The organism is Microbacterium sp. SORGH_AS_0505 (genome assembly GCF_030818715.1).
Taxonomy (GTDB): domain Bacteria; phylum Actinomycetota; class Actinomycetes; order Actinomycetales; family Microbacteriaceae; genus Microbacterium.
Window position 1 is genome coordinate 404137 of the sequence record NZ_JAUTAT010000001.1, and the last position, 20678, is coordinate 424814.

General features: G+C 68.5%; 20 protein-coding genes. 6 read left to right on the top strand and 14 right to left on the bottom strand.

What is annotated here, in order from left to right; all coding sequences use genetic code 11:
• Window positions 1-163 precede the first annotated feature (163 nt).
• The 6 genes from QE428_RS02055 to QE428_RS02080 are packed head-to-tail and all read left to right on the top strand — an operon-like array spanning window position 164 to window position 7765.
• Complete coding sequence (locus tag QE428_RS02055; RefSeq protein ID WP_307462549.1) at window positions 164-1480, top strand: ABC transporter substrate-binding protein; 1317 nt, start codon at window positions 164-166, stop codon at window positions 1478-1480.
• Window positions 1481-1493: 13 nt separating this feature from the next.
• On the top strand, window positions 1494-2492 hold the full coding sequence (locus QE428_RS02060) for a carbohydrate ABC transporter permease (RefSeq protein ID WP_091356290.1): 999 nt from the start codon (window positions 1494-1496) through the stop codon (window positions 2490-2492).
• Window positions 2489-3385, top strand: coding sequence for a carbohydrate ABC transporter permease (locus QE428_RS02065; RefSeq protein ID WP_091356293.1), 897 nt, complete (start codon window positions 2489-2491; stop codon window positions 3383-3385). Before QE428_RS02060 ends, QE428_RS02065 begins: the two co-directional genes overlap by 4 nt.
• Window positions 3382-5883 carry a glycoside hydrolase family 2 protein gene (locus QE428_RS02070; RefSeq protein ID WP_307462555.1) on the top strand — a complete coding sequence of 834 codons (2502 nt, stop codon included), beginning with the start codon at window positions 3382-3384 and terminating at the stop codon, window positions 5881-5883. The genes QE428_RS02065 and QE428_RS02070 overlap by 4 nt, the downstream gene beginning before the upstream one ends.
• A gap of 26 nt (window positions 5884-5909) precedes the next feature.
• Window positions 5910-6845 (top strand): 1,4-beta-xylanase, encoded by a 936-nt coding sequence (locus QE428_RS02075; RefSeq protein ID WP_133400353.1) that lies wholly within the window; start codon window positions 5910-5912, stop codon window positions 6843-6845.
• Entirely contained in the window at window positions 6842-7765 is a 924-nt protein-coding gene (locus QE428_RS02080) for an N-acetylglucosamine kinase (protein WP_307462556.1), read from the top strand. Before QE428_RS02075 ends, QE428_RS02080 begins: the two co-directional genes overlap by 4 nt.
• 170 nt (window positions 7766-7935) lie before the next feature.
• On the opposite strand, the gene QE428_RS02085 is transcribed toward QE428_RS02080, so the two are convergent.
• The 14 genes from QE428_RS02085 to QE428_RS02150 form a co-directional block, all read right to left on the bottom strand.
• A complete protein-coding gene (locus tag QE428_RS02085; protein WP_307462559.1) occupies window positions 7936-9747 on the bottom strand; it encodes an ABC transporter ATP-binding protein in 1812 nt (603 codons plus the stop codon).
• Window positions 9744-11564, bottom strand: coding sequence for an ABC transporter ATP-binding protein (locus QE428_RS02090; protein WP_091356311.1), 1821 nt, complete (start codon window positions 11562-11564; stop codon window positions 9744-9746). Before QE428_RS02090 ends, QE428_RS02085 begins: the two co-directional genes overlap by 4 nt.
• 313 nt (window positions 11565-11877) lie before the next feature.
• A complete protein-coding gene (locus tag QE428_RS02095; RefSeq protein WP_307462561.1) occupies window positions 11878-12369 on the bottom strand; it encodes a methylated-DNA--[protein]-cysteine S-methyltransferase in 492 nt (163 codons plus the stop codon).
• A complete protein-coding gene (locus QE428_RS02100; RefSeq protein WP_307462563.1) occupies window positions 12366-13871 on the bottom strand; it encodes a DNA-3-methyladenine glycosylase 2 family protein in 1506 nt (501 codons plus the stop codon). Before QE428_RS02100 ends, QE428_RS02095 begins: the two co-directional genes overlap by 4 nt.
• Window positions 13872-13935: 64 nt before the next feature.
• A complete protein-coding gene (locus QE428_RS02105) occupies window positions 13936-14508 on the bottom strand; it encodes a hypothetical protein (RefSeq protein WP_133400301.1) in 573 nt (190 codons plus the stop codon).
• Window positions 14499-14921, bottom strand: a complete 423-nt coding sequence (locus QE428_RS02110; RefSeq protein ID WP_133400302.1) for a hypothetical protein — start codon at window positions 14919-14921, stop codon at window positions 14499-14501. The genes QE428_RS02105 and QE428_RS02110 overlap by 10 nt, the downstream gene beginning before the upstream one ends.
• A 143-nt stretch (window positions 14922-15064) precedes the next feature.
• On the bottom strand, window positions 15065-15559 hold the full coding sequence (locus QE428_RS02115) for a hypothetical protein (protein WP_307462566.1): 495 nt from the start codon (window positions 15557-15559) through the stop codon (window positions 15065-15067).
• Between the two features lie 4 nt (window positions 15560-15563).
• Window positions 15564-16847: a putative T7SS-secreted protein gene (locus QE428_RS02120; protein ID WP_091356331.1), complete on the bottom strand. Its 1284-nt coding sequence runs from the start codon at window positions 16845-16847 to the stop codon at window positions 15564-15566.
• Window positions 16844-17176 carry a hypothetical protein gene (locus tag QE428_RS02125; RefSeq protein WP_091356334.1) on the bottom strand — a complete coding sequence of 111 codons (333 nt, stop codon included), beginning with the start codon at window positions 17174-17176 and terminating at the stop codon, window positions 16844-16846. The genes QE428_RS02120 and QE428_RS02125 overlap by 4 nt, the downstream gene beginning before the upstream one ends.
• 94 nt (window positions 17177-17270) lie before the next feature.
• A complete protein-coding gene (locus QE428_RS02130; RefSeq protein ID WP_083199385.1) occupies window positions 17271-17558 on the bottom strand; it encodes a WXG100 family type VII secretion target in 288 nt (95 codons plus the stop codon).
• A gap of 318 nt (window positions 17559-17876) precedes the next feature.
• The gene (locus tag QE428_RS02135; protein ID WP_307462570.1) at window positions 17877-18185 is read right to left on the bottom strand and encodes a hypothetical protein; all 309 of its coding nucleotides are present in this window, start codon (window positions 18183-18185) and stop codon (window positions 17877-17879) included.
• Window positions 18186-18465: 280 nt separating this feature from the next.
• Window positions 18466-18753, bottom strand: a complete 288-nt coding sequence (locus tag QE428_RS02140; protein WP_083199385.1) for a WXG100 family type VII secretion target — start codon at window positions 18751-18753, stop codon at window positions 18466-18468.
• A 533-nt stretch (window positions 18754-19286) separates the two neighbouring features.
• A complete protein-coding gene (locus QE428_RS02145) occupies window positions 19287-20072 on the bottom strand; it encodes a hypothetical protein (protein ID WP_133400306.1) in 786 nt (261 codons plus the stop codon).
• On the bottom strand, window positions 20069-20677 hold the full coding sequence (locus QE428_RS02150) for a hypothetical protein (RefSeq protein WP_091356343.1): 609 nt from the start codon (window positions 20675-20677) through the stop codon (window positions 20069-20071). The genes QE428_RS02145 and QE428_RS02150 overlap by 4 nt, the downstream gene beginning before the upstream one ends.
• Window position 20678 lies beyond the last annotated feature (1 nt).

The window sequence follows — 20678 nt, forward strand, 5'->3', positions numbered from 1 at the left end:
AGAGACAAATCGACATCACATTCCCGAAGCAGGACAGCTTCAGACAGCGCTGACATTCATGTCTTGTGAGCCGTGGCTCCGAGGGCTAACGTGAGCCGCGTCGGCGCCGTTGCCGACCCGCACCCGAGTGGTTTCGAAGACGAACCTGACAGGAGACGCACACATGGCACGTACACGGATCGGCGTCGTGATCGCGACGTTCACCGTCGCCGGCATCGCCCTCGCCGGCTGCGCCGGCGGCGGAGCGCAATCCGCTGGCGACAACACGATCGACGGAGAGGTGGCCGGCGACATCAAGGTCGTCACCTGGCGCACCGACCTGGTCGAGGACGGCACCTTCGACGAATACGCGAAGGAGTTCCAGAAGAAGTATCCCGACGTCAACGTGACTTTCGAGGGGATCACGGACTACGCCGGCGAGATGCTCACCCGCATGTCGACCACGAACTACGGCGACGTCATCGGCATCCCGGCGATCAAGCCCGACCAGTACGAGCAGTTCCTGGAGCCGCTCGGCGAGACCTCGTCCTTCGAGGACACGTACCGGTTCCTCCCCGCCGCGAGCTTCGACGGCACGCAGTACGGCATCGCCTTCGGCGGCAACGCCAACGGCATCGTCTACAACAAGAAGGTCTTCGACGAGGCGGGCATCACCGAACTGCCCACCGACGAAGCAGGCTGGCTCGAGACACTGCAGAAGGTCAAGGACAACACCGACGCGATCCCGATGTACACCAACTACAAGGACGGCTGGCCGCTGACGCAGGCCTTCGGGAACCTCGGCTCGATCACCCACGACCCCGACGCTCCCATCACGATGGCCGAGAACCCCGCACCGTGGACCGAGGGCACCGACACCTACGCGGTCGACTCCTTCCTCTACGACACGGTCGCGGCGGGCCTCACCGAAGAGGACCCGCTCACCACCAACTGGGAGCAGTCGAAGGTCGACCTCGGCACCGGCAAGATCGCCACGATGCCCCTCGGCTCCTGGGCCATCTCGCAGATGCAGGCGGCCGCCGAGGCGAACGGCGGCTCGGCCGACGACATCGGATACATGGCGTTCCCCGCCAACGTCGACGGCACCCAGTACGCCGTCATCGGCGGCGACTACAACCTCGCCGTGAGCAAGCACTCGAAGGCGAAGGCCGCCGCGTGGGCGTGGATCCAGTGGGTCGTCGCCGACTCCGGCTACACCGAGGCGCAGGGCATGCTCTCACCCGTCATCGACAAGCCGCTCCCCACCAACCTCGCCGGGTTCGAGGACTCGGGGGTCGAACTCATGGAGATCAACCCCGCTCCCGCCGGCAAGGAGGGCCTGATCAACGCGATCGCCGACGATTCGCAGATCGACCTGTACGGCCCGCTCTACCGCCAGAAGATCGTCGACATCGCCCGCGGCGCGGCCGACGGCGACAAGGACAGCTACTTCGCCGAACTCAACGAGCGCTGGGGCGCATCGGCGAAGAAGCTCGGCTGAGGACGGTTCCCCGATGGCGATCGCAGCACCCGGCTCCGCACCCGCGGATGCCCCTGCGGTCCTGTCCGCACCCGCCCGGGGGCGTCGGATGCGCGGCTCACGCCGCGCGTCCGGTGCCCCCGGCGCCGGGACGCGCCGGGCGGGACGCGGGATCGTTCAACGGCTCACGCCGTGGCTGTTCCTCTCCGGGGCGGTCGGCCTCCTCCTGCTGTTCACCTACTGGCCGGCGCTGAACCTCTTCTACTACTCGGTCACCGACTGGGACGGCATCGACCTCGAGAAGAATCTCGTCGGAATCGACAACTACATCCAGGTCTTCACCGACCCGCGCATCTTCAGCGTCTTCTGGGTGAGCCTGTACTACTTCGCCGCATCCTTCCTCCAGATGGCCATCGCGCTCTACTTCGCGGTGATCCTCAGCTTCTCGACCCGGTTCTCGAACCTCTTCCGCGGCATCCTCTTCTTCCCGTACCTGATCAACGGCGTCGCGATCGGGTTCGTCTTCCTGTACCTGTTCCAGCCCGGGGGCACCCTCGACACCGTGCTCGGATGGTTCGGCCTCGCCGACCCGCCCAAGTGGCTGGGCGACCCGGACGTCGTCAACTGGTCGCTCGCAGGAACGTCCGTCTGGCGCTACACCGGGCTGAACTTCGTGCTCTTCCTGGGCGCGATCCAGTCGATCCCCCGTGAGCTGTACGAAGCCGCGGAGCTGGACGGCGCGAACAAGTGGCAGCAGTTCTGGTCGATCATCGCCCCCGGCATCCGTCGCATCATCGGACTGTCGTTCATCCTCGCCATCGCCGGCAGCCTGTCGGTGTTCGAGGTGCCGTTCATCATGACCGGTGGCGCCAACGGCTCGGCGACGTTCGTGATCCAGACCCTGCAGACCGCGTTCTCCTTCCGTCAAGTGGGCCTCGCCTCGGCCATGGCCGTCGTCCTCCTGGCGATCGTGCTGGTCGTGACCTGGATCCAGCGACGCGTGTTCCCCGACGAGAAGGTGGACCTGACATGACCGCCACCCTGATGCCGCCGACGCGGCCCACCCCGCTCCCCCGCCGCCGTTCGGGGCGGACGCCGCTCCAGCGCCTCGGCAGCATGAGCGCCACCGCGGCCAAGTACACGAGCCTCGTGATCGCCGCGATCGTCACCCTTCTCCCGCTGTCGGTGCTGCTGTTCGCATCGATGAAGAGCTCGAGCGAGTACGCCGCGACGGGTCCCTTCGATCCGCCGTCGAACTGGCTGAACTTCGACAACTTCGTCACCGCCTTCACGAGCGGCAAGATGCTCGAGGGCTTCATCAACACGACGATCGTGCTCGCCGTGTCCCTGGTCGGGACGATCGCGCTCGGGACGATGGCCGCGTACGCCCTCGATCGGTTCGCCTTCCGCGGCAAGAAGCTCGTCATGGGTCTGTTCCTGCTCGCGACCCTCATCCCGGGCGTGACCAGTCAGGTCGCGACGTTCCAGCTCGTGAACGGCCTCGGCCTCTACGACACGAAGGCCGCCCTGATCCTGCTCTTCATGGGCACCGACATCATCGCGATCTACCTGTTCATCCAGTTCATGCAGTCGATCCCGATCTCTCTCGACGAGGCGGCGATGATCGACGGCGCCAACCGCTGGACGATCTACTGGCGCGTCGTGCTCCCGCTCCTGCGCCCCGCGATCGCGACGGTGGTCATCATCAAGGGCATCGCGGTCTACAACGAGTTCTACGCTCCCTTCCTCTACCTGCCCTCCGAGGGCATGATCTCCACGTCCCTCTTCCGATTCAAAGGACCGTTCGGCGCGCAGTGGGAGGTGATCGCAGCCGGGACGCTCGTCGTGATCATCCCGACACTGGTCGCCTTCCTCGTGCTGCAACGATGGATCTACCAGGGCCTCACCTCAGGAGCCGTCAAGTGACCCACCTCTCCCGCCGCCCCCTTCACGACGGGTGGACCGTCCATGTCGCCGCCGGCCCCGCACCGGAGACCCTCGAAGGTCTCACCGTGCCTGCGGCGGTGCCCGGCAGCATCCACGTCGACCTGCTGGCGGAGGGTCTCATCCCCGACCCGTTCCACGGCGACAACGAGTCGCTGCTGGCGTGGATCGGCCTCGTCGACTGGACGTACCGGACGACGTTCGCCTGGACACCCGACGGCAACGAGCGCCACGACCTCGTGTTCGAAGGACTCGACACGGTCGCCACGGTCCGCCTCAACGGCACGGTGATCGGCGAGGTCGCCAACCAGCACCGCTCCTACCGGTACGAGGCGGCTGCGCTGCTGCGAGACGGCGACAACGACCTCGAGGTCGCCTTCCGCGCACCCGTCCCGTACGCGAACCAGGCGAGCCTCGAACTCGGCGCCCGGCCGCGCCCGTATCCGCTGCCCTATGAAGCGATCCGCAAGTCCGCTTGCAGCTTCGGCTGGGACTGGGGCATCGCGACCTACACGAGCGGCATCTGGAAGCCCGTGCGCCTCGAGTCGTGGTCGACCGCCCGCCTGGCACAGACGCGCGTCGTCGCCACGCCGGACGGCGACGGCGGACGCGTGTCGGTGGACGTCCGCATCGACCGGACGGATGCCGGTGGCACACCGCTCGAGGTCCGCGCGGTCGTGAGCGGCCCGGGTCTGGACGACGACGCGACCGCGGTCGCCGCCGTCGTGGGCGAGGACGGTCACGTCGACGTCGAGCTCCCTGCGGCGCGTCGCTGGTGGCCCGTCGGACACGGCGACCAGCCGCTCTACACGGTCGAGGTCTCGCTGCACGCGCAGGGCGAGGCCGTTGATGCGACGACCCGACGGGTCGGTTTCCGGACCGTCCGCTGGGACACCGAACCGGATGCCGCAGGCACGCCGTACACGCTCGTCGTCAACGACCGGCCCGTCTTCGTGAAGGGCGTGAACTGGATCCCCGACGACGCCCTCCCCGTACGCGTCGACCGTGACCGCTACGAGCGCCGGTTCCGCCAGGCGATCGACGCGAACGTGAACCTCGTCCGAGTCTGGGGCGGCGGGCTCTACGAGTCCGACGACTTCTACGACCTCGCCGACGAACTCGGCCTGCTCGTCTGGCAGGACTTCCTCTTCGCCTGCGCGGCGTACCCCGAGGAGGAGCCGCTGCGCTCCGAGATCGAGGCCGAGGCGCGCGAGAACATCGTCCGGCTCTCCTCGCATGCATCGCTCGCGCAGCTCGTCGGCAACAACGAGAACCTCTGGGGATTCGAGGACTGGGGCTGGAAGCTGAGCCTCGACGGCAAGAGCTGGGGCGCGACGTACTACTACGAGCTGTTCCCCGCTCTCATCGCCGAACTCGCCCCGCACGTCCCGTACGCACCCGGAAGCCCCTTCAGCCCGGAGACCGGCTGGGACGCGGCATCCGGTCGCCAGACGGGCCCTCACCCGAACGACGAGAAACACGGCAGCATGCACCTCTGGGAGCAGTGGAACCGCCGTGATTGGCCGACGTACCGCGAGCACACTCCGCGGTTCGTCGCGGAGTTCGGCTGGCAGGCGCCGCCGGCGTGGACGACGCTCGTCGAGTCCGTCGACGACGCGCCGCTGACGCCGGAATCGCCGGGCATGATCGTGCATCAGAAGGCGATGGAGGGGAATGCGAAGCTCACCAACGGGCTGCTCCCCCACTTCCGGATGCCGGCCGACATGGAGACCTGGCACTGGGCGATGCAGCTCAACCAGGCTCTGGCCGTCGGTGCCGCGCTCGATCACTTCCGCTCGTGGGCGCCGCACACCATGGGCGCCGTCGTCTGGCAGCTGAACGACTGCTGGCCGGTCACCTCGTGGGCCGCGATCGACGGGGCCGAGCGCGTCAAGCCGCTGTTCCACGCGCTCAAGAACGCCTTCGCACCCCGCGTCGCGACCGTTCAGCCGCGCGACGGCAGGCTCGTCGCCGTCCTCGGCAACGACACCGACGAGGCATGGAGCGCTCCCCTGCGCATCCGACGCGTCACGTTCGGCGGCGACGTGCTCGCCGACCGGACGGTCGAGGTGACCGTCGAGGCCCGCCGAACGCTGGTGGCCGACATCGACGCCGACCTCGCGACGGCGACGGATGCCGCTTCCGAGGCGCTCGTGATCGACGCCGACGCGGCGCGCGGGGTCTGGTACTTCGCCGAGCCGCGCGAGTCGACGCTCGGCGACCCCGGCCTGACCGTCTCGACGCGCACGGTCGAGGGCGGCACGGAGGTGAGCATCACGGCGGAGGGCTTCGCCCGTGACGTCTCACTGCTCGCCGACAAGGTGCACGCCTCCGCCCAGCCGGCCGACGGCCTGCTCACGCTGCTGCCCGGCGAGACCGGACGCATCGTCGTGCACCACGACGCCGGCGTCGCGCTCGACACGGATGCCCTCGCGCACCCGCGCGTGCTCCGCTCCGCCAACCAGCTGGTGTCCGGATGAGTCTGCCCGGCGGACCCGTCTGCGGGATGACGTGGGGGTGGACGGGCGTCCGCGGGACATGGACGACACCGGCAGCCGCGGCATCCCTCGACGCGATGGCCGACCACGGTGTGACCTGGACGGCGCTCGCGTACGCCGCGCAGCAGGCGACGGCGTTCTCGACCGAAATCCCGTTCCGAGACGAGCCGACCGTCACCGAGGACGAGATCGTCCATGCGATACGCGCGGCGCACGACCGCGGGCTGAAGGTCTGCCTGAAACCGGTCGTCAACGTCGCCGACGGGACGTGGCGCGCCTTCATCGGCTTCTTCGACTGGGATGTGCCCGGTGAGCCGAGCTGGACGGAGTGGTTCGCCTCGTACCGCGCCTTCATCCTCGACGCGGCGCGCATCGCCGAGGCCGAGGGCTGCGCGATGCTCTGCATCGGGTGCGAGATGGTGCGCGCCGACGGGCAGGAGGCGCACTGGCGCGACCTGATCCGCGCGGTGCGGGAGGTGTACTCCGGACTCGTGACGTACAACTGCGACAAGTACCAGGAGGACCGGGTCGCCTGGTGGGACGCGGTCGACGTGATCTCCTCGAGCGGCTACTACCCGATCGATCAGTGGCAGGAGAACCTCGACCGGATCGAGGCGGTGGTCGCGGCATCCGGCAAGCCGTTCGTCTTCCTCGAAGCAGGATGCCCCTCGCGCGAGAACTCCCCGATGCGACCCAACGACTGGGCTCTCGAGGGCGCTCCGTCGGGACAGGCGCAGCTCGACTACTACCGCGCGATGTTCGACGCGTGCGCGGAGAGGGAATGGATGTCGGGGTACTTCCTCTGGGACTGGCCTGCCGAGCTCTACGACCCGGACGCAGCCGACCGCAACGACGACTACTGTCCGTATGGCAAGCCGGCGGGAGAGTTCCTGCGCGAGCGGTACCGGGCGCTGGCGGGCGCCACCACCGGAGGAGGACGATGAACGCGCGCCGAGTGCTCGCCATCGATGCGGGACAGAGCGATATCAAGGTGCGGGTCGACGACGGGAACCGCCGCGAGGACCTGACGTTCCGCGGCATCCACACCGGCATCCCTCTGCTGCCGCAGCTCGCCGACGTCGTCCGAGAGACCCTCACGCGGACGGGCTCCGACCTCGACGTCGTGACGGCGGGGATCTCGGGACTCACCGACCGCGACGCGGATGCCGACGCGCTGCTCTCGCTCGTCCACGCCGACGGCGTGCGGGCCACGATGCTCGCGCACGACTCGACGACGTCGTTCCTCGGTGCGCTCGGCGATCGGCACGGCGCCGTCGTCGCGGCCGGAACGGGAGTGGTCACCCTGGCCGTCGGCGCGACCGACACGGCCCGTGTCGACGGGTGGGGCTGGATCATGGGCGACGCCGGCAGCGGCTACTGGATCGGTCGAGAGGCGCTCGACGCCGTCATGCGCGCATACGACGGACGGGGCCCGGCGACGATGCTCACCGACGCGGCGGTGTCGCGCTGGCCGGACCTCACTCAGGCCTACATGGCGCTGCAGGCCGACCACGATCGCGTGCGCGTCGTCGCCTCGCTCGCGCGCGAGGTCGCGGCGGCAGCGGATGCCGGGGACCAGGTCGCGATCGACATCTCTCACCGCGCGGCGCACGAACTTGCCTCGTCCGCTCGGACCGCCGTCCGCCGCGTGCGCACCGACGAGCCGGTGTTCGACGTCTGCGCGATCGGCGGGGTGTTCGCCTCGCGGACGCTGCACGACGCCTTCGAGGCCGCGCTCGGCGAGGGCGCGGGACTGCGGCTCGTCGCCCCGCAGGGCGTCGGGATCGACGGCGCCCTCGCCCTGGCCGAGATCACGACGGCCCACCCCCTGGGTGCGGCCGTCCACCGCGCCGGCGCGATCTGACCCGCGGCCGGCGTCCGGCGTGCCGAGTGCAGGTTCAGAAGACTCCGACCGCAGGCTGCGCGCGGTGACGGCCGCCTGAACCTGCATCCGGCACGAACGGCAGACCACGAACGACGGATGCCGGGGCCCCGACTTCGGGCCCCGGCATCCGTCAGCGGCTCAGCGCCGGCTCAGACGAGCGATTCGCGCCAGGCGCGGTGCAGCTGGGCGAACTTGCCCGTACCCGCGATGAGCGCGTCGGGGGTGTCGTCCTCGATGATGCGCCCGTGCTCCATCACCAGCACGCGGTCGGCGATCGCGACCGTCGACAGGCGGTGGGCGATGATGATCGCGGTCCGGTCGGCGAGCAGGGTGCCGAGAGCCTCCTGGATCTGGCGCTCGCTCGGGATGTCGAGCGACGCCGTGGCCTCATCGAGGATCAGCACGGCGGGGTCGGCGAGGAAGGCACGCGCGAACGAGATCAGCTGACGCTGGCCCGCCGACACGCGGCCGCCGCGCTTGTTGACGTCGGTGCCGTACCCGTCCGGGAGCCTCTCGATGAAGGCGTGCGCACCGACGGCGCGCGCCGCCGCCTCGATCTCGTCCATCGTCGCGTCCGGCTTGCCGAGCGCGATGTTGTCGGCGACGGTCCCGCTGAACAGGTACGCCTCCTGCGTGACCATGACGATCGCGCGCCGCAGGTCCTTCGGGTGCAGCTCCCGCAGGTCGACGCCGTCGAGCGTCACCGCGCCCTTCGTCGGGTCGTAGAAGCGCGCGACCAGCTTGGCGAGCGTCGACTTTCCGGCACCCGTCGTGCCGACGAGGGCGATCGTCTGACCGGCCGGGATGTCGAGCCGGAAGTCGGGCAGGATCGTCTTCGTCTCGGAATACCCGAAGGTCACGTCATCGAAGCGCAGGTGGCCGGTCGCCTCGGGCAGGTCGACGGGCTTCGCGGGGTCGGGGACGGTCGGCGACTCCTCGAGGACACCCGACACCTTCTCGAGCGCGGCCGTGGCGGACTGGTAGGAGTTCAGGAAGAACGCCACCTCCTGCATGGGAGCGAAGAAGTTCCGCACGTACAGGACGGCCGACAGCAGGAAGCCGAGCTCGAGCGCCCCGCTCACCACGCGCAGACCGCCCCAGAGCAGGACCGCCGCGAGGGCGAAGGATGCCAGGGCCATCATCGCGGGCTCGAACGTGCCGAACAGGCGGATCGAGCGCATGTTGATGTCGCGGTAGTCGCTCGCCAGGCCGCCGAACTCGCGGTCGTTCGCGGGCTCCTTGCGGAACGCCTTGACGGCGCGGACACCGGTCATCGTCTCGACGAACTTGACGATCACCTTGGCGCTCACGACGCGGGACTCGCGGTAGACGACCTGCGAGCGCAGGTAGAACCAGCGCATGAGGAAGAACAGCGGGATGCCCATCGCGGCGAGAACCAGGCCGGATTGCCAGTCGAGCAGGATGAGCGCCACGAGGGTGAACCCGCCGTAGAGCAGGCCCGACACGAGCTCGTTCAGGCCGCCGTCGAGCAGCTCGCGGATCGTGTCGAGGTCGCTCGTCTGACGCGAGATGATGCGGCCCGACGTGTACGACTCGTGGAACTCGAGGCTGAGCTTCTGCGTGTGCAGGAAGATCCGCTTTCGGAGGTCCAGCATGACCGCCTGAGTCAGGCGCGCCACCACCACGGCATACCAGCCGATGAGCGCGGCGCCGCCGATCGCGGTGATCAGGAAGATGATGACGACGACGATCGTCGGCATCCAGTCGGCTTCCTTCTGCACCGCCGGGAGCGCGTTCGCGATGCCCCAGCCGACCAGGGCGGGACCGGCGACGCGGAGGACGGTCGAGATGACGAGCACGATCCCCGCGAGGACGAGCTGCATCTTGAGCGGCGTGACGAGCGACCCGAGCAGTCGCAGCGAGCGACGCCGGATCTGCCGGCTCTCCTCGCGGGTGTAATCGGAGCGGTCTTCACCGCTGGTGCCCGTGACGGTGCTCACAGGGACACCTCCCTCTTCTGCTGACGTTCCTGCTCGTCCTCGAGGCTCGAGATGACGTGCCGGTAGTGCTCACTGGTGCGCAGGAGCTCGGAGTGCGTGCCGACGGCGGTGACGCGGCCCTCTTCGAGGAGCGCGACGCGGTCGGCGAGCGTGACGGTGGAGGGCCGGTGCGCGACGACGAGTGCCGTCGTCTCGGCCAGGACCACCCGGAGGGCGTCTTCGACGAGCGCCTCGGTGTCGACGTCGAGCGCCGACAGCGGGTCGTCGAGGACGAGGACGGCGGGACGTGCCGCGACGGCGCGAGCGAGCGCGAGACGCTGGCGCTGACCGCCCGAGAGGCTGAGCCCCTCCTCGCCGATGACGGTGTCGACGCCGTTCGGCAGATCGTCGACGAACGCGGCCTGCGCGACCTGAAGGGCCTCGCGGAGCACGCGCTCCCCCTCGGCGCTCTGCGGGTCGAGGTCCTCTCGGCCGAGCAGGACGTTCTCGCGCACGGTCTGCGAGAACAGCGTCGCGTCCTCGAAGGCCATGCCGACGTGACGGCGCAGCTCGGTCAGCGGCAGGTCGCGGACGTCGACGCCGTCGAGCAGCACGCGACCGCCGGTGACGTCGTACAGGCGACCGGGCAGGGTCGTCAGCGTCGTCTTGCCCGAGCCCGTCAGACCGACGAGGGCCATGGTCTCGCCCGGTCGCAGCGACAGGTCGATGCCGTCGAGCAGGTCGCGCTCGGTGGCAGCGGCATCCTGGTACCGGAACCGCGCCCCCTCGAAGACGAGCTCGCCGCGGGGCTCCGCGATCGAGACGGGGTTCTCGGGGTCGACGATCGTGTTCTGCTCGTCGAACACCTCGAAGATGCGGTCCGTCGCGGTGCGCGCATCGACGAGGAACGAGAAGAGGAACCCGATCGATTCGACGGGCCAACGGAGGATCGTCGCCATCGCGAAGAACGCGATGAGCGCCGCGGTGTCGATCTCACCGACCGAGACGAGGTAGATGCCCGCGCCCAGGCATAGCGCGAAGGCGATGTCGGGCAGCAGGACGAGCCAGAACCAGATCCAGCCGACGGCCTTGGCCTTGCTGATCTCGGTCTCGCGCAGCGTCTCGGCCTGACGGGTGAACTTGCGCAGCGCGTGGCTGCCGCGGCCGAAGGCCTTGAGGACGCGGATGCCGTGCACCGACTCCTCGACGGCTGTCGCCAGGTCGCCGGCCTGATCCTGGCTCTGCCGCGACAGCATGCCGTAGCGGTTCTCGAACACGAAGCCCGCGATCCACAGGGGTGCCGAGACGACCACGAAGATCGTGCCGAGCAGCCAGTGCCAGCTGAACAGGATCGCCGAGCCGACGACGATCGTGATCATGTTCACGACGAGCAGCACGACGCCGAACGCCATCCACCGGCGGATGAGGCCGATGTCCTGCATCATGCGGCTGAGGAGCTGCCCCGACTGCCAGCGGTCGTGGAAGGCGACCGGCAGGCGCTGCAGTCGGCCGTAGAAGTCGGTGCGCAGTTCGTACTCGACGGCGGTGGCGGGAGCGAGCACGAACCAGCGGCGCGCCCACACCATGAGTGCTTCGAGCAGTCCGAGCAGCAGCACGGCGCCGCCGCCGAGCGCGATCAGCCACGGGTCACCGGAGGCGATCGGGCCGTTCGTGCCGACGATCTGCTCGAGGACGAGGGGGATGGACAGGCCCAGCAGGCTCGCGATGAGCGCGCTGAGGGCGCCGAGCCCGAGACGCGGAAGAACGGGCTTCGCGAAGGGGATCAGGCGGGCGAGGGAGCGGGCGGTGGACAGACGGGGATGCGTCGAGGAGGTCATGATCCTGCACAGGAGAGGAGCGGATGCCGGGCGGCGAGAAGCGCAGCGAGGCGCGGACGATCAGGGTCGCGGGGACCCGTCGAGGGAGAACGGAGAGGTGCGCGGGAAGCTTCCGCGCGAGTCAGACCTTCGGTGTCATCCCTGACGGACGGGGCGTCCGGCGACGAGGAAGGCGGCGGACTTCGTGTTGACGATCTCCGGGGACATGGCTTCCTCCTTGATGGGGCCGGACAGGGCGCCCGCATCGTGCGGGAGCCCTCCAGGATATCCCTGTGATTTCGCTGTAAGCAAGCGCTTACTCGAAAAAACCGGGTCAGATGACGGCTTCGCGCTCCAGCAGTCGCATCTTGACGTCGAGGCCCCAGGCGAATCCGCCGAGGGCTCCCCCGGTGCGCAGCACGCGATGGCAGGGGACGAACAGCGCAGGGGCGTTGCGGGCGCAGATGGATGCCGCGGCCCGGACGGCGGTCGGCGACCCGAGATGGGCCGCGAACTCGGCGTACGTGAGGGGACGGCCCGCCGGGATCCCGCGCAGCGCGCTCCATCCCGCGAGTTGCATCGCCGTGCCGTGTTGGCTGACGGGCACGTCGTCGATCGCCGCGAGGTCGCCGTCGTAGTAGGCGGCGACGGCGTCCGCGGAGCCGACTCGACCGGTCGTCACGTCGGCGGGCACGCGACCCGGACGCAAGCGTCCGAGGATCGCGTCGGCATCCGCCGTCCACCCTGAGGCGAGGACGCGACCGTCTTCTTCGAGGACGGTGAAGGCGCCGTCGGGGGTGTCGAGGGTCTGCAGGATCGCGCTCATCGGTCGTCCTTCCGGAGTGAGGGTTCAGGGGGCACCGCACGCCATGCCTGCGTGACGGGCGCGGCGTACCAGAGGTGCGCCATCAGGTAACTGCGCCAGGGTGCGACCCGGGTCGACCACGCGGTGAGTCCGGTGGCGTCGGACGGGATGCCGACCGCCGCCGCTCCCGCCCGGGCGGCCACGTCGCCCGGAAGCAGGACGTCCGGGTCGCCGAGGACCCGCATCCGCACGTAGTCGGCCGTCCAGGGGCCGATACCGGGAAGCGCCAGCAGCCGCTCGCGCTGTTCGAGGGTGTCGTCCCCCGGACTCAGCCGGAGCGACCCCTCGGCGAGCGCCCCCGCCGCGTGGACGATGGCGCGGATGCGAGCCCCGGGGCCGCGCAACACCTCGGCGCCGCGTTCGGCGATGACGGTGGGCGTCGGGAACAGGAACGACGGCCCCGAAGGCGAGTCGACGGGGTCCCCGAGCGCGGCGGCCAGCCGGCCCATGACGGTGCGCGCCGATGCGACGCTGATCTGCTGCCCGATCATCGCCCGGATGAGCATCTCGTCGGCGTCCATGGCCGCAGGCAGCCTCACACCCGGGATGCGGGCGACGAGGGGCCCCAGTTCGGGATGCCGCGACAGCCCCGCGTCGATCGCCGCCGGATCCGCGTCGAGATCGAACAGGCGACGCACCCGGGAGATGAGCGGGGCGAGGTCGCGGAGCGAGGTCAGCTCGGCGCGCAGGCGGAGCCGGCCGGCGGCATCCTGTCTCACCTCGAACCAGGCGGGACCGCCGTCGAGGCGGATCGTGCGCGCGAAGGATGCCGCATCGCCGGTTTCGACGCCCGGGATCGCGTGCGCCCGCATCCACCCGAAGAGCCCCACTGCGTCGAACGGTTCTCGGACCGGGAGGACGAGGTCGATGCGGCCCGGCGTCGCCAACGTGCCGCCGCGGCGACGCGCGCGCAGCTCGGTCGGCGACAGGGCGAAGACCTCCGTCATCGTGTCGTTGAACTGACGGATGCTGCCGAACCCTGCCGCGAAGGCGACATCGGGCATCGACAGGTCGGTGTCGACGAGGAGAGTGCGCGCCGTGTGCGCGCGGTGGGCGCGCGCGAGGGCGAGGGGCCCGGCGCCGAGCTCCGCGGTCAGCAGACGGGTGAGGTGCCGGTCCGAGTACCCGAGCCGTTCGGCCAACCCGGGGACGCCGTCGCGGTCGACCACACCGTCCGCGATGAGGCGCATCGCTCGCCCCGCGACGTCGCCTCGCAGATTCCACTGCGGAGAGCCGGGCGTCGCTTCGGGGAGGCACCGCTTGCATGCCCGGAAGCCCGCTTCGTGCGCGGCGGCACTCGTCGGGAAGAAGCTGACGTTGGCTGCCTTCGGCGTCCGCGCCGGGCAGCTCGGTCGACAGTAGATGCCGGTCGAGTGCACCGCAGTGACGAATTGGCCGTCGAAGCGAGCGTCGCGCGCGTCGATCGCACGGTACCGCTCGTCGAAGGTCATCGCGATCGTCATGACCTCAGCCTGGCACGTCCCCCCGACATGATCTCGCGGGAATCGGACATGGCAGACGACGTCGTCAGACTCCGGTGGCGAAATGAATCGAGCGGAAGATGTCCTGCAGCTCCGACTGCACGGCCTCGAGGAGGAGGGGATCCTCCGTCAGGAAGTCGAGCAGGTAGACCAGCCCGGCCCGCACGCCGATCTGTCGCACGGAAGCGACGGTGGCGCCGTCGATCTCAGCGACGATCACTGCTTCGATGGCGTGTTCGAAGGCGGTGTCGGTCCATACTCGCCAGGTCTGCACACGACCCCCGATGCCCGCTCGCACCATGTCCATCAGGCCCTCGGCCGAGTCGACGTCGGATTCCGTGACGTACAGGTGGGCCACGACTGTCGGCCCGCCTATCCCTTCGACTCGCCAGAACCTCTCGAGCGCCCCCGGCAGCGGGGAGGGCATGGTCTGCAGGGCTTCCGCCGCCTCGCGCACACCCGAACGCACCTCCTGCGGTGCGTCGAGCCCTTCGAGAAGGCTGTCGGCCACTTCGGTCGCCCACGCAGTCGGGTCATCGAACGACTGCCACGGGAAGCCCGTCGGAATCGGAATCCAGGTCGCCGGCAGCGACAGCGCGTATCCGGAGGTCACCGCCATCTGAACGTCTCCATGATCGAGTCCACGAGTTCGGTCGCGCCGTCGATGAGCGCGGGATCCGCGCCGTCCGGATAGGGGACGGCGGCGGTGAAGACGAGGCCTCGTCGCCCATCCGCATCGGGCACGGCGAAGCCGTAGCCGATTGTCCGCGTGGTGATCCCGGCGGTGTCCCCTTCGCCGCCCTTCTCGCCTTGCCAGCGAAGGATGGGGCCGATGGCGGAGTCGATGGAATCGACGGGCGCACGCGTCAGCGCCTGGACGCCGTCCGCGAAAATGACCCCGGCCGGCGCGACATGCTGACGGACGGCAAGCGAGATCGGCAAGTGGGCAAGGCCATCGACCTGCCGATCCGCGAGATAGATGCTGTGGGTCCCCGACTGCTCGAGCTCCTTCCACCGTCCGGCGGCCAGCATCCTCATCCTGACGTCGAGCTCGGGGTTGGCGACCTCCTTCATGCGCGCGGCGAGTCGCGACGTGAACTGCTTTCGTCCTTCATCATCCACGCGGTAGCGGGACCACCCGGGCGGGAGCATGATGTGAAACCCCGACAACTGGGTCATGCGTCTGCGCCTCGGCGACGACGACTCTTCGCTGTCGACGCAGCCACACCGACGAGCAGCAGGACGAGTGCGGCGGTGTAGACGACTGCTGCCACCCACTGCTGGCCGAAAACGGTGTCACCCGACCGGGTCCCCCCATCGGGGACGAGGAGTGAGAAACCGAAGGCACTGACCATGGCCGCCGCCGTCGGACCGAGCAGACCCCGTTGCCCGAGCTCGTCGCCGGCTCGCGCGCTGACAGCGACGATCAGGGCGAGCACCGCGGAGATCACGGCGAGGCCGACCAGGATTGCCGTCGGCACGGGGAAGAGCGGGTACGGGATGACGGGGTCCCACTTGGTGTCCATCGATGCGCTCACCTGACCGCCCGACAGCAGAAGCGACCCGATGAGGTAGACCACCAGCGCGATCGGTGGGATCACGGTGATCACCACATAGAGCGTTCGGGTCGCGGAGTGCGCGTTGCGCGCGGAAGCGGTCGGCTGTGGCACGGCGTCAGCCTACGCGGATGTCTCGGAGACCAGGGATCTCCGGTTGCGCATCGGCGAGTCCGAGGATGTCGACGGTACTGAAACCTCCGAAGGAGATGATGTTCGCGCCCTGGCGGAGCCCCCCGGGCAGGGAGGAGACCGTCGAGGAGATGAACTGCTGCACCCCCGGATTCGTCGCCCACGGACTGTTGCGCATCGTGTTCAGGAACGTCGACACCTGGGCGGTCTCCGCACTGCCCAGACGAATGGCCGTGAGCGGATTCGTCAACATGCTCGGCGACGGCAGAGCCAGCCACGAGCGCACCGGAGCGAAGAGCGACTGAGCGGGCGTCGCCCACGTCGTGGGACGCAGCAAGGAGAAGCGGGGCAAACCGGCGCGGATGGCCGTCGTCACGGCTCCGCGCCCACCCTGGACGACGGTTCCGAGCGTGGGGACGCCCCGCGCCAGCAGCTTGCCCACTCCGAAGGGCAGGAGCCCCACCGCGCTCCACGCGAGGTCGCTGAGGCTTGCCCGCCCGAAGGCGAACTGCAGAGCAGTGAGGAGGAAAGACGCCGCCGCAAGCGCGAAGATGACCATGCCCAGGAGTCCGGTCAGGGGCGCGCCGATGACGAGAGCAATGATGCTGAGGACGACGAGGACGATGGCGATGACGTCCAGCAGATCGTCGACGAACTCCCAGAACCCGTCGTTGTTCCCGGCGGTGTCGATCGCGTTCTCAATGCCGTCGACAGCGTCATCGTAGGCATCCGACCAGGTTCCGAACATGTCGTCGAAAGACGTCCACATCTCGTTGCGACGCGTTGTGGCCGCGGTCAGCGCCGACGCGGCGCTGTTGGCCTCCGACTCCGCCTGCGTCTGCGCCTGGGAGAGCGAATCGTCATCGGAACCCGATGCGAGGTTCGTCGCGTGCATCTCCGCCTGATCAGCCTCGGCTTTGGCCGAGACGGCCGACTGGAACTCGCGTTCCGCGGTCTCGACATCGTCGAGGTTGGATCGCAACCACGACTGAGCGGTCTGCAGGGCATCGGCGTAGGTAGCCAACGCCGAACCGGTACCGCGGTACCGGACCGCCGCATCCGCCAGATCGCCGTGCGTCTCCTTCGCCATCTCGGCGAGCTTGTCGGTGCCCTTGCTCTTATGCACCGAGGAGTCACCGATGTTCTTCAATTGATCGGCTGTCGTCTCCATGGTGGTCGCGAGGGTCTTCAGATGAGTCGCCCGGGTGGAGATGTCGACAGGAGTTCCCTCGAGCGGGCGGAGCTCGTGGCCCGTATTGGGGGATCTCATCGTGCAGCTCCCGGCGCGTTGACGTTCTGCGTCGTGGTCGATCCTTCGAGCTCGCTCGCGGTACTGGTATCCCACTCTTCCCAGCCGTCGATGATCGACGTGAGCTGGTCCTTGATGTTGGTGAGATTCTCCGTGAGCTTGCCGCGCTTGTCGCGCCAGGCGACCTCGAAGTCGATCACCTGGTTCAGCAGATCGCCGCGCCCGTCGGGACGCTGGATCGCTCCCTCGAGGTCGTCATTGGCGTTGGCCGCCGCGTCGAACTCAGAGATGGACGCTGAGAGACCTTGCCTCGCCTGCCTGAGTTGCTCAAGGTCGAGCATGATGTCCATCCGATACGCCTTTCTCGTGAGGTACTGCCAGATCCCAACCGTCGCAATCGTGTGCGGGGGCGACCCGAAGGCTGCCCCCCGCACAAGATCAGGTTCAGCCGCCGGCGAGCTGCTGGTCGAGGTCCTGGATCGCGCGCATCATGCCCAGCAGAGCCTCGGACATGTCGTTGATGCCATCGGTCGCGGTCTTCAGACCCGTCGTCAGCTCCCCGTAACCCTCACCGAACTTGCCCGACGCGTGCTGCGTCTTGAAGTCCTCACCCAGAAGAGTGTCGACCTGCGACTTCAGCGAGTCCAACTGACCCTGAATGTCATCACGAGCCTGCGACAGCGACGACGCCACCTGCTCCATCTCTGCATAAGACGCACCGAAATCGGCCATCGTCCACACCTCCACACATCGAAGAAACCGACCCACCCCGGGCCGACACCAAGAGTCAACCAAACACCAACCGATTGACCAATGGGGAGAGGTCCCCACTTGACAAACACGACCGGACTACGGTGTTGATCCGCCGTTTCGAGGTGCCATCGAAGCGCCCAACAGACCGACGCCGCCTGCAGGTCGGTGGAGACCTGCGCCCGCTCACCAGGCGTCATCCCCGCCACCGCCTTCTGCGACCTCTCCAGATCGCGACGCCGGCGATCGGTGCCGCTGTCCGCGGGGCCTCCGAAGAGAGCGAATGGAGGATGCCGACGATCAGTCCGCGATGAACCCTGCGAGGCCGAACGCCCCGGAAGTGGCACCCCCGGCGATGGCGAGAGTGCCGACGAAGGTCGCGACGGCGGAGGGAAGAAGGTGCAGGACACCGAGAAGCCGGTGGATGCCGGGGTCGGTTCCGAGCGATTCGCGGTTCTCCGTCACGAGGCCGTATCCACCGACGAGCGCCGCAACGGCCGCCAGGATGCCGGGCACAGCGAGGTGAGCGGTCCCGTCCGGGTCGAGGACCCACGCGACGACCATGAGGCAGGCGATCACCGGGAAGATGAAGCTGGCGATGTGCGACAAGGTCTAGAGGCATCCCCACGCCGGCGCCGCGTCCTTCGAGAGGTCCCTCCAGGCGCCAGGCGGGGCGAAGGCGGCGAGCGAGCGACGAACACTCGGCAGGTGGTGGAGTGCGCGAGCCTCGAGCCTCCACCAGTCGAGGGGCTCCCACTCCCGTACGGCGCGCGCGTAGCACGTACCGCGAAACTCAGCCGTCCGACTCGTCACGCCCCCGGTCGATCCCCGATGACAACGACAACGAGTGGGCACCGAAGCGATGCCCACTCGTTGCGATGAAGACGGTTCAGCCGCCGGCGAGCTGCTGGTCGAGGTCCTGGATCGCGCGCATCATGCCCAGCAGAGCCTCGGACATGTCGTTGATGCCATCGGTCGCGGTCTTCAGACCCGTCGTCAGCTCCCCGTAACCCTCACCGAACTTGCCCGACGCGTGCTGCGTCTTGAAGTCCTCACCCAGAAGAGTGTCGACCTGCGACTTCAGCGAGTCCAACTGACCCTGAATGTCATCACGAGCCTGCGACAGCGACGACGCCACCTGCTCCATCTCTGCATAAGACGCACCGAAATCGGCCATCGTCCACACCTCCACACATCGAAGAAACCGACCCACCCCGGGCCGACACCAAGAGTCAACCAAACACCAACCGATTGACCAATGGGGAGAGGTCCCCACTTGACAAACACCGTTCGAACCCAGAACACCCTGCACCGAAATACGGCGGTCTTCGGAGAGTCCGCCGCTGCGTCATCCGCGCCGGATCATCTCCTCGAGCTCTGGTGCGTCCACGTGCCCGCAGTACGCTGCCCAGGCGACGTAGGCGAATGGGCCGAGACGTTCAGCCTGAGCTTGGACGATGTGGCTGACGGATGCCGCATCGCGGGCGAGGATCTCTTGTTCGCGACACCGCAGACCTGAGTCGACCACCCTGCGCGGTCGACGTCGGGCACTCGGCGTACCGCAAGCGCGAGAATCGCTGTGATCTGCTCCGTTCCCCGACCAGGAGCACCTCGCGGACGATCATGAGTCGACCTCCGACGGCGCGATCCGGGGCCGAGCGCATACAGGTTCCACCGAATCGACCCGTCCCTGACTCCGCACGGCGACCTTCAGTGGCGCTCCTCGTCAGCAGGTCGGTAGTAGTCCGAACCGACCTCCGGCGCCATCGTGAGGCCGAGCTCGCCGGCACGTGTCGCGGTGGCCCGCGCTGCGGTAGCCGCGTCGATCAGAGAGCGATCCAGCAACCGGGCGATCGCCGCGTCACGAGCCGAAAGGATGTCTCGCACGACGGCGTCGGGAATCTCCCGGATGCTCTGCTGGACGTTCTCGTGCGGATTCTGCGGCCCACGGGTCCGACGCAAGGCGAGGAAGGTGAGGACGACGTAGACGAGCACGTCCACGCCGACGACGGCGAGCCACCACCACCCCGCGTCGATGATCTGCCTCTCCCCCGCCCCGAGTGCGATCGCGATCGTCACGAGCCCTGGGACGATGTGAAGGAACGCGATGGTGCGCACCGCGGACCGCGACGCGGCTCGGGGGTGCCGTCGCTCCTGGATCTCGCTCCAGACCGTCACGATAAGGGCGATGAGAGTCAGGATGCCGGCGAATCCCAGCGGGAAGTCGTAGGCCGTGCCGGAGAGGGACCACCTGATCATCGCCGCAGCGGCCGTCACCGGCGCAGCGAACGACACGATGTAGGCGAGCCCCTGGAGACAGCTCGCCGCGGTGATGGAGCGGTACTCGGAGGTCGCCACCTCACGGGGTGCGAGGAGCGCGAGTTCGCGTTGGGTCGCCGCCGCTTCGCGGAAGGATCGCAGTTCGAGACGCCACCAGTCCTCGGGGGCCCATGCCGCGGCCTCGTCGACGAGCTGATGAACCGAGGGCCGCGTCATGCGGGCCAGCTCTCCGCAAGACGGCTCACTGCGCCGTCGAGCTCGTCGAGGCGCTCGCGGTCAGCCGCCGAGGTGTAGCCCGCGACCCGAACGGAGCTCACCATCTCCTCGGCGATCTTCTCCACCGCCACGAGTCCGTACGGAGCGACCGGGCCGAGCACCATTCCTACCGATCGCGTGGTCCCGAGGAAGAGCCATCGGCGGAATCCGAAGTCCCCGTTCTCATGGCGCTCCGCGGTGGTCACCGAGAAGCCGTCGCCCAGTTCGGCCGTCTCGACCAGCGACGACGTAGCCGGAAGCAGCGCCCGGCCGTTCCAGAGGAACTCCGCCTGTTCCGCCCGTTGCAACGGCCCGTCGGACGCGAAGATCACGAACGGTGCCAGAACTCGCGCCCCGGGGCTCACCAACAGGAACGCGCGGTGGTCCGTGCTGTCGAGAACGGCGATGTCTTCGAGCGCTCCCGCGACGCGCGCCCCGGCGGCGGCGTCAAGCTCGGCAACGGTGCGGAACCGGCGCGCGCGCTCGCGCGCCCAGGTAGCGGGATCCAGCCCGACGTCGGACACCGGGATGCAGTCGGTGTCCCGATACGTGAGTGTGATGTCCATG

Coding starts and splice junctions, on each gene's coding strand:
- QE428_RS02075 (WP_133400353.1), top strand. CDS start 5,910: ATGACGTGGGGGTGGACGGGCGTCCGCGGGACATGGACGACACCGGCA.
- QE428_RS02060 (WP_091356290.1), top strand. CDS start 1,494: ATGGCGATCGCAGCACCCGGCTCCGCACCCGCGGATGCCCCTGCGGTC.
- QE428_RS02055 (WP_307462549.1), top strand. CDS start 164: ATGGCACGTACACGGATCGGCGTCGTGATCGCGACGTTCACCGTCGCC.
- QE428_RS02145 (WP_133400306.1), bottom strand. CDS start 20,072: ATGACGCGGCCCTCGGTTCATCAGCTCGTCGACGAGGCCGCGGCATGG.
- QE428_RS02065 (WP_091356293.1), top strand. CDS start 2,489: ATGACCGCCACCCTGATGCCGCCGACGCGGCCCACCCCGCTCCCCCGC.
- QE428_RS02100 (WP_307462563.1), bottom strand. CDS start 13,871: ATGACGATCGCGATGACCTTCGACGAGCGGTACCGTGCGATCGACGCG.
- QE428_RS02080 (WP_307462556.1), top strand. CDS start 6,842: ATGAACGCGCGCCGAGTGCTCGCCATCGATGCGGGACAGAGCGATATC.
- QE428_RS02120 (WP_091356331.1), bottom strand. CDS start 16,847: ATGAGATCCCCCAATACGGGCCACGAGCTCCGCCCGCTCGAGGGAACT.
- QE428_RS02090 (WP_091356311.1), bottom strand. CDS start 11,564: ATGACCTCCTCGACGCATCCCCGTCTGTCCACCGCCCGCTCCCTCGCC.
- QE428_RS02105 (WP_133400301.1), bottom strand. CDS start 14,508: ATGGCGGTGACCTCCGGATACGCGCTGTCGCTGCCGGCGACCTGGATT.
- QE428_RS02095 (WP_307462561.1), bottom strand. CDS start 12,369: ATGAGCGCGATCCTGCAGACCCTCGACACCCCCGACGGCGCCTTCACC.
- QE428_RS02140 (WP_083199385.1), bottom strand. CDS start 18,753: ATGGCCGATTTCGGTGCGTCTTATGCAGAGATGGAGCAGGTGGCGTCG.
- QE428_RS02110 (WP_133400302.1), bottom strand. CDS start 14,921: ATGCTGGCCGCCGGACGGTGGAAGGAGCTCGAGCAGTCGGGGACCCAC.
- QE428_RS02130 (WP_083199385.1), bottom strand. CDS start 17,558: ATGGCCGATTTCGGTGCGTCTTATGCAGAGATGGAGCAGGTGGCGTCG.
- QE428_RS02150 (WP_091356343.1), bottom strand. CDS start 20,677: ATGGACATCACACTCACGTATCGGGACACCGACTGCATCCCGGTGTCC.
- QE428_RS02125 (WP_091356334.1), bottom strand. CDS start 17,176: ATGGACATCATGCTCGACCTTGAGCAACTCAGGCAGGCGAGGCAAGGT.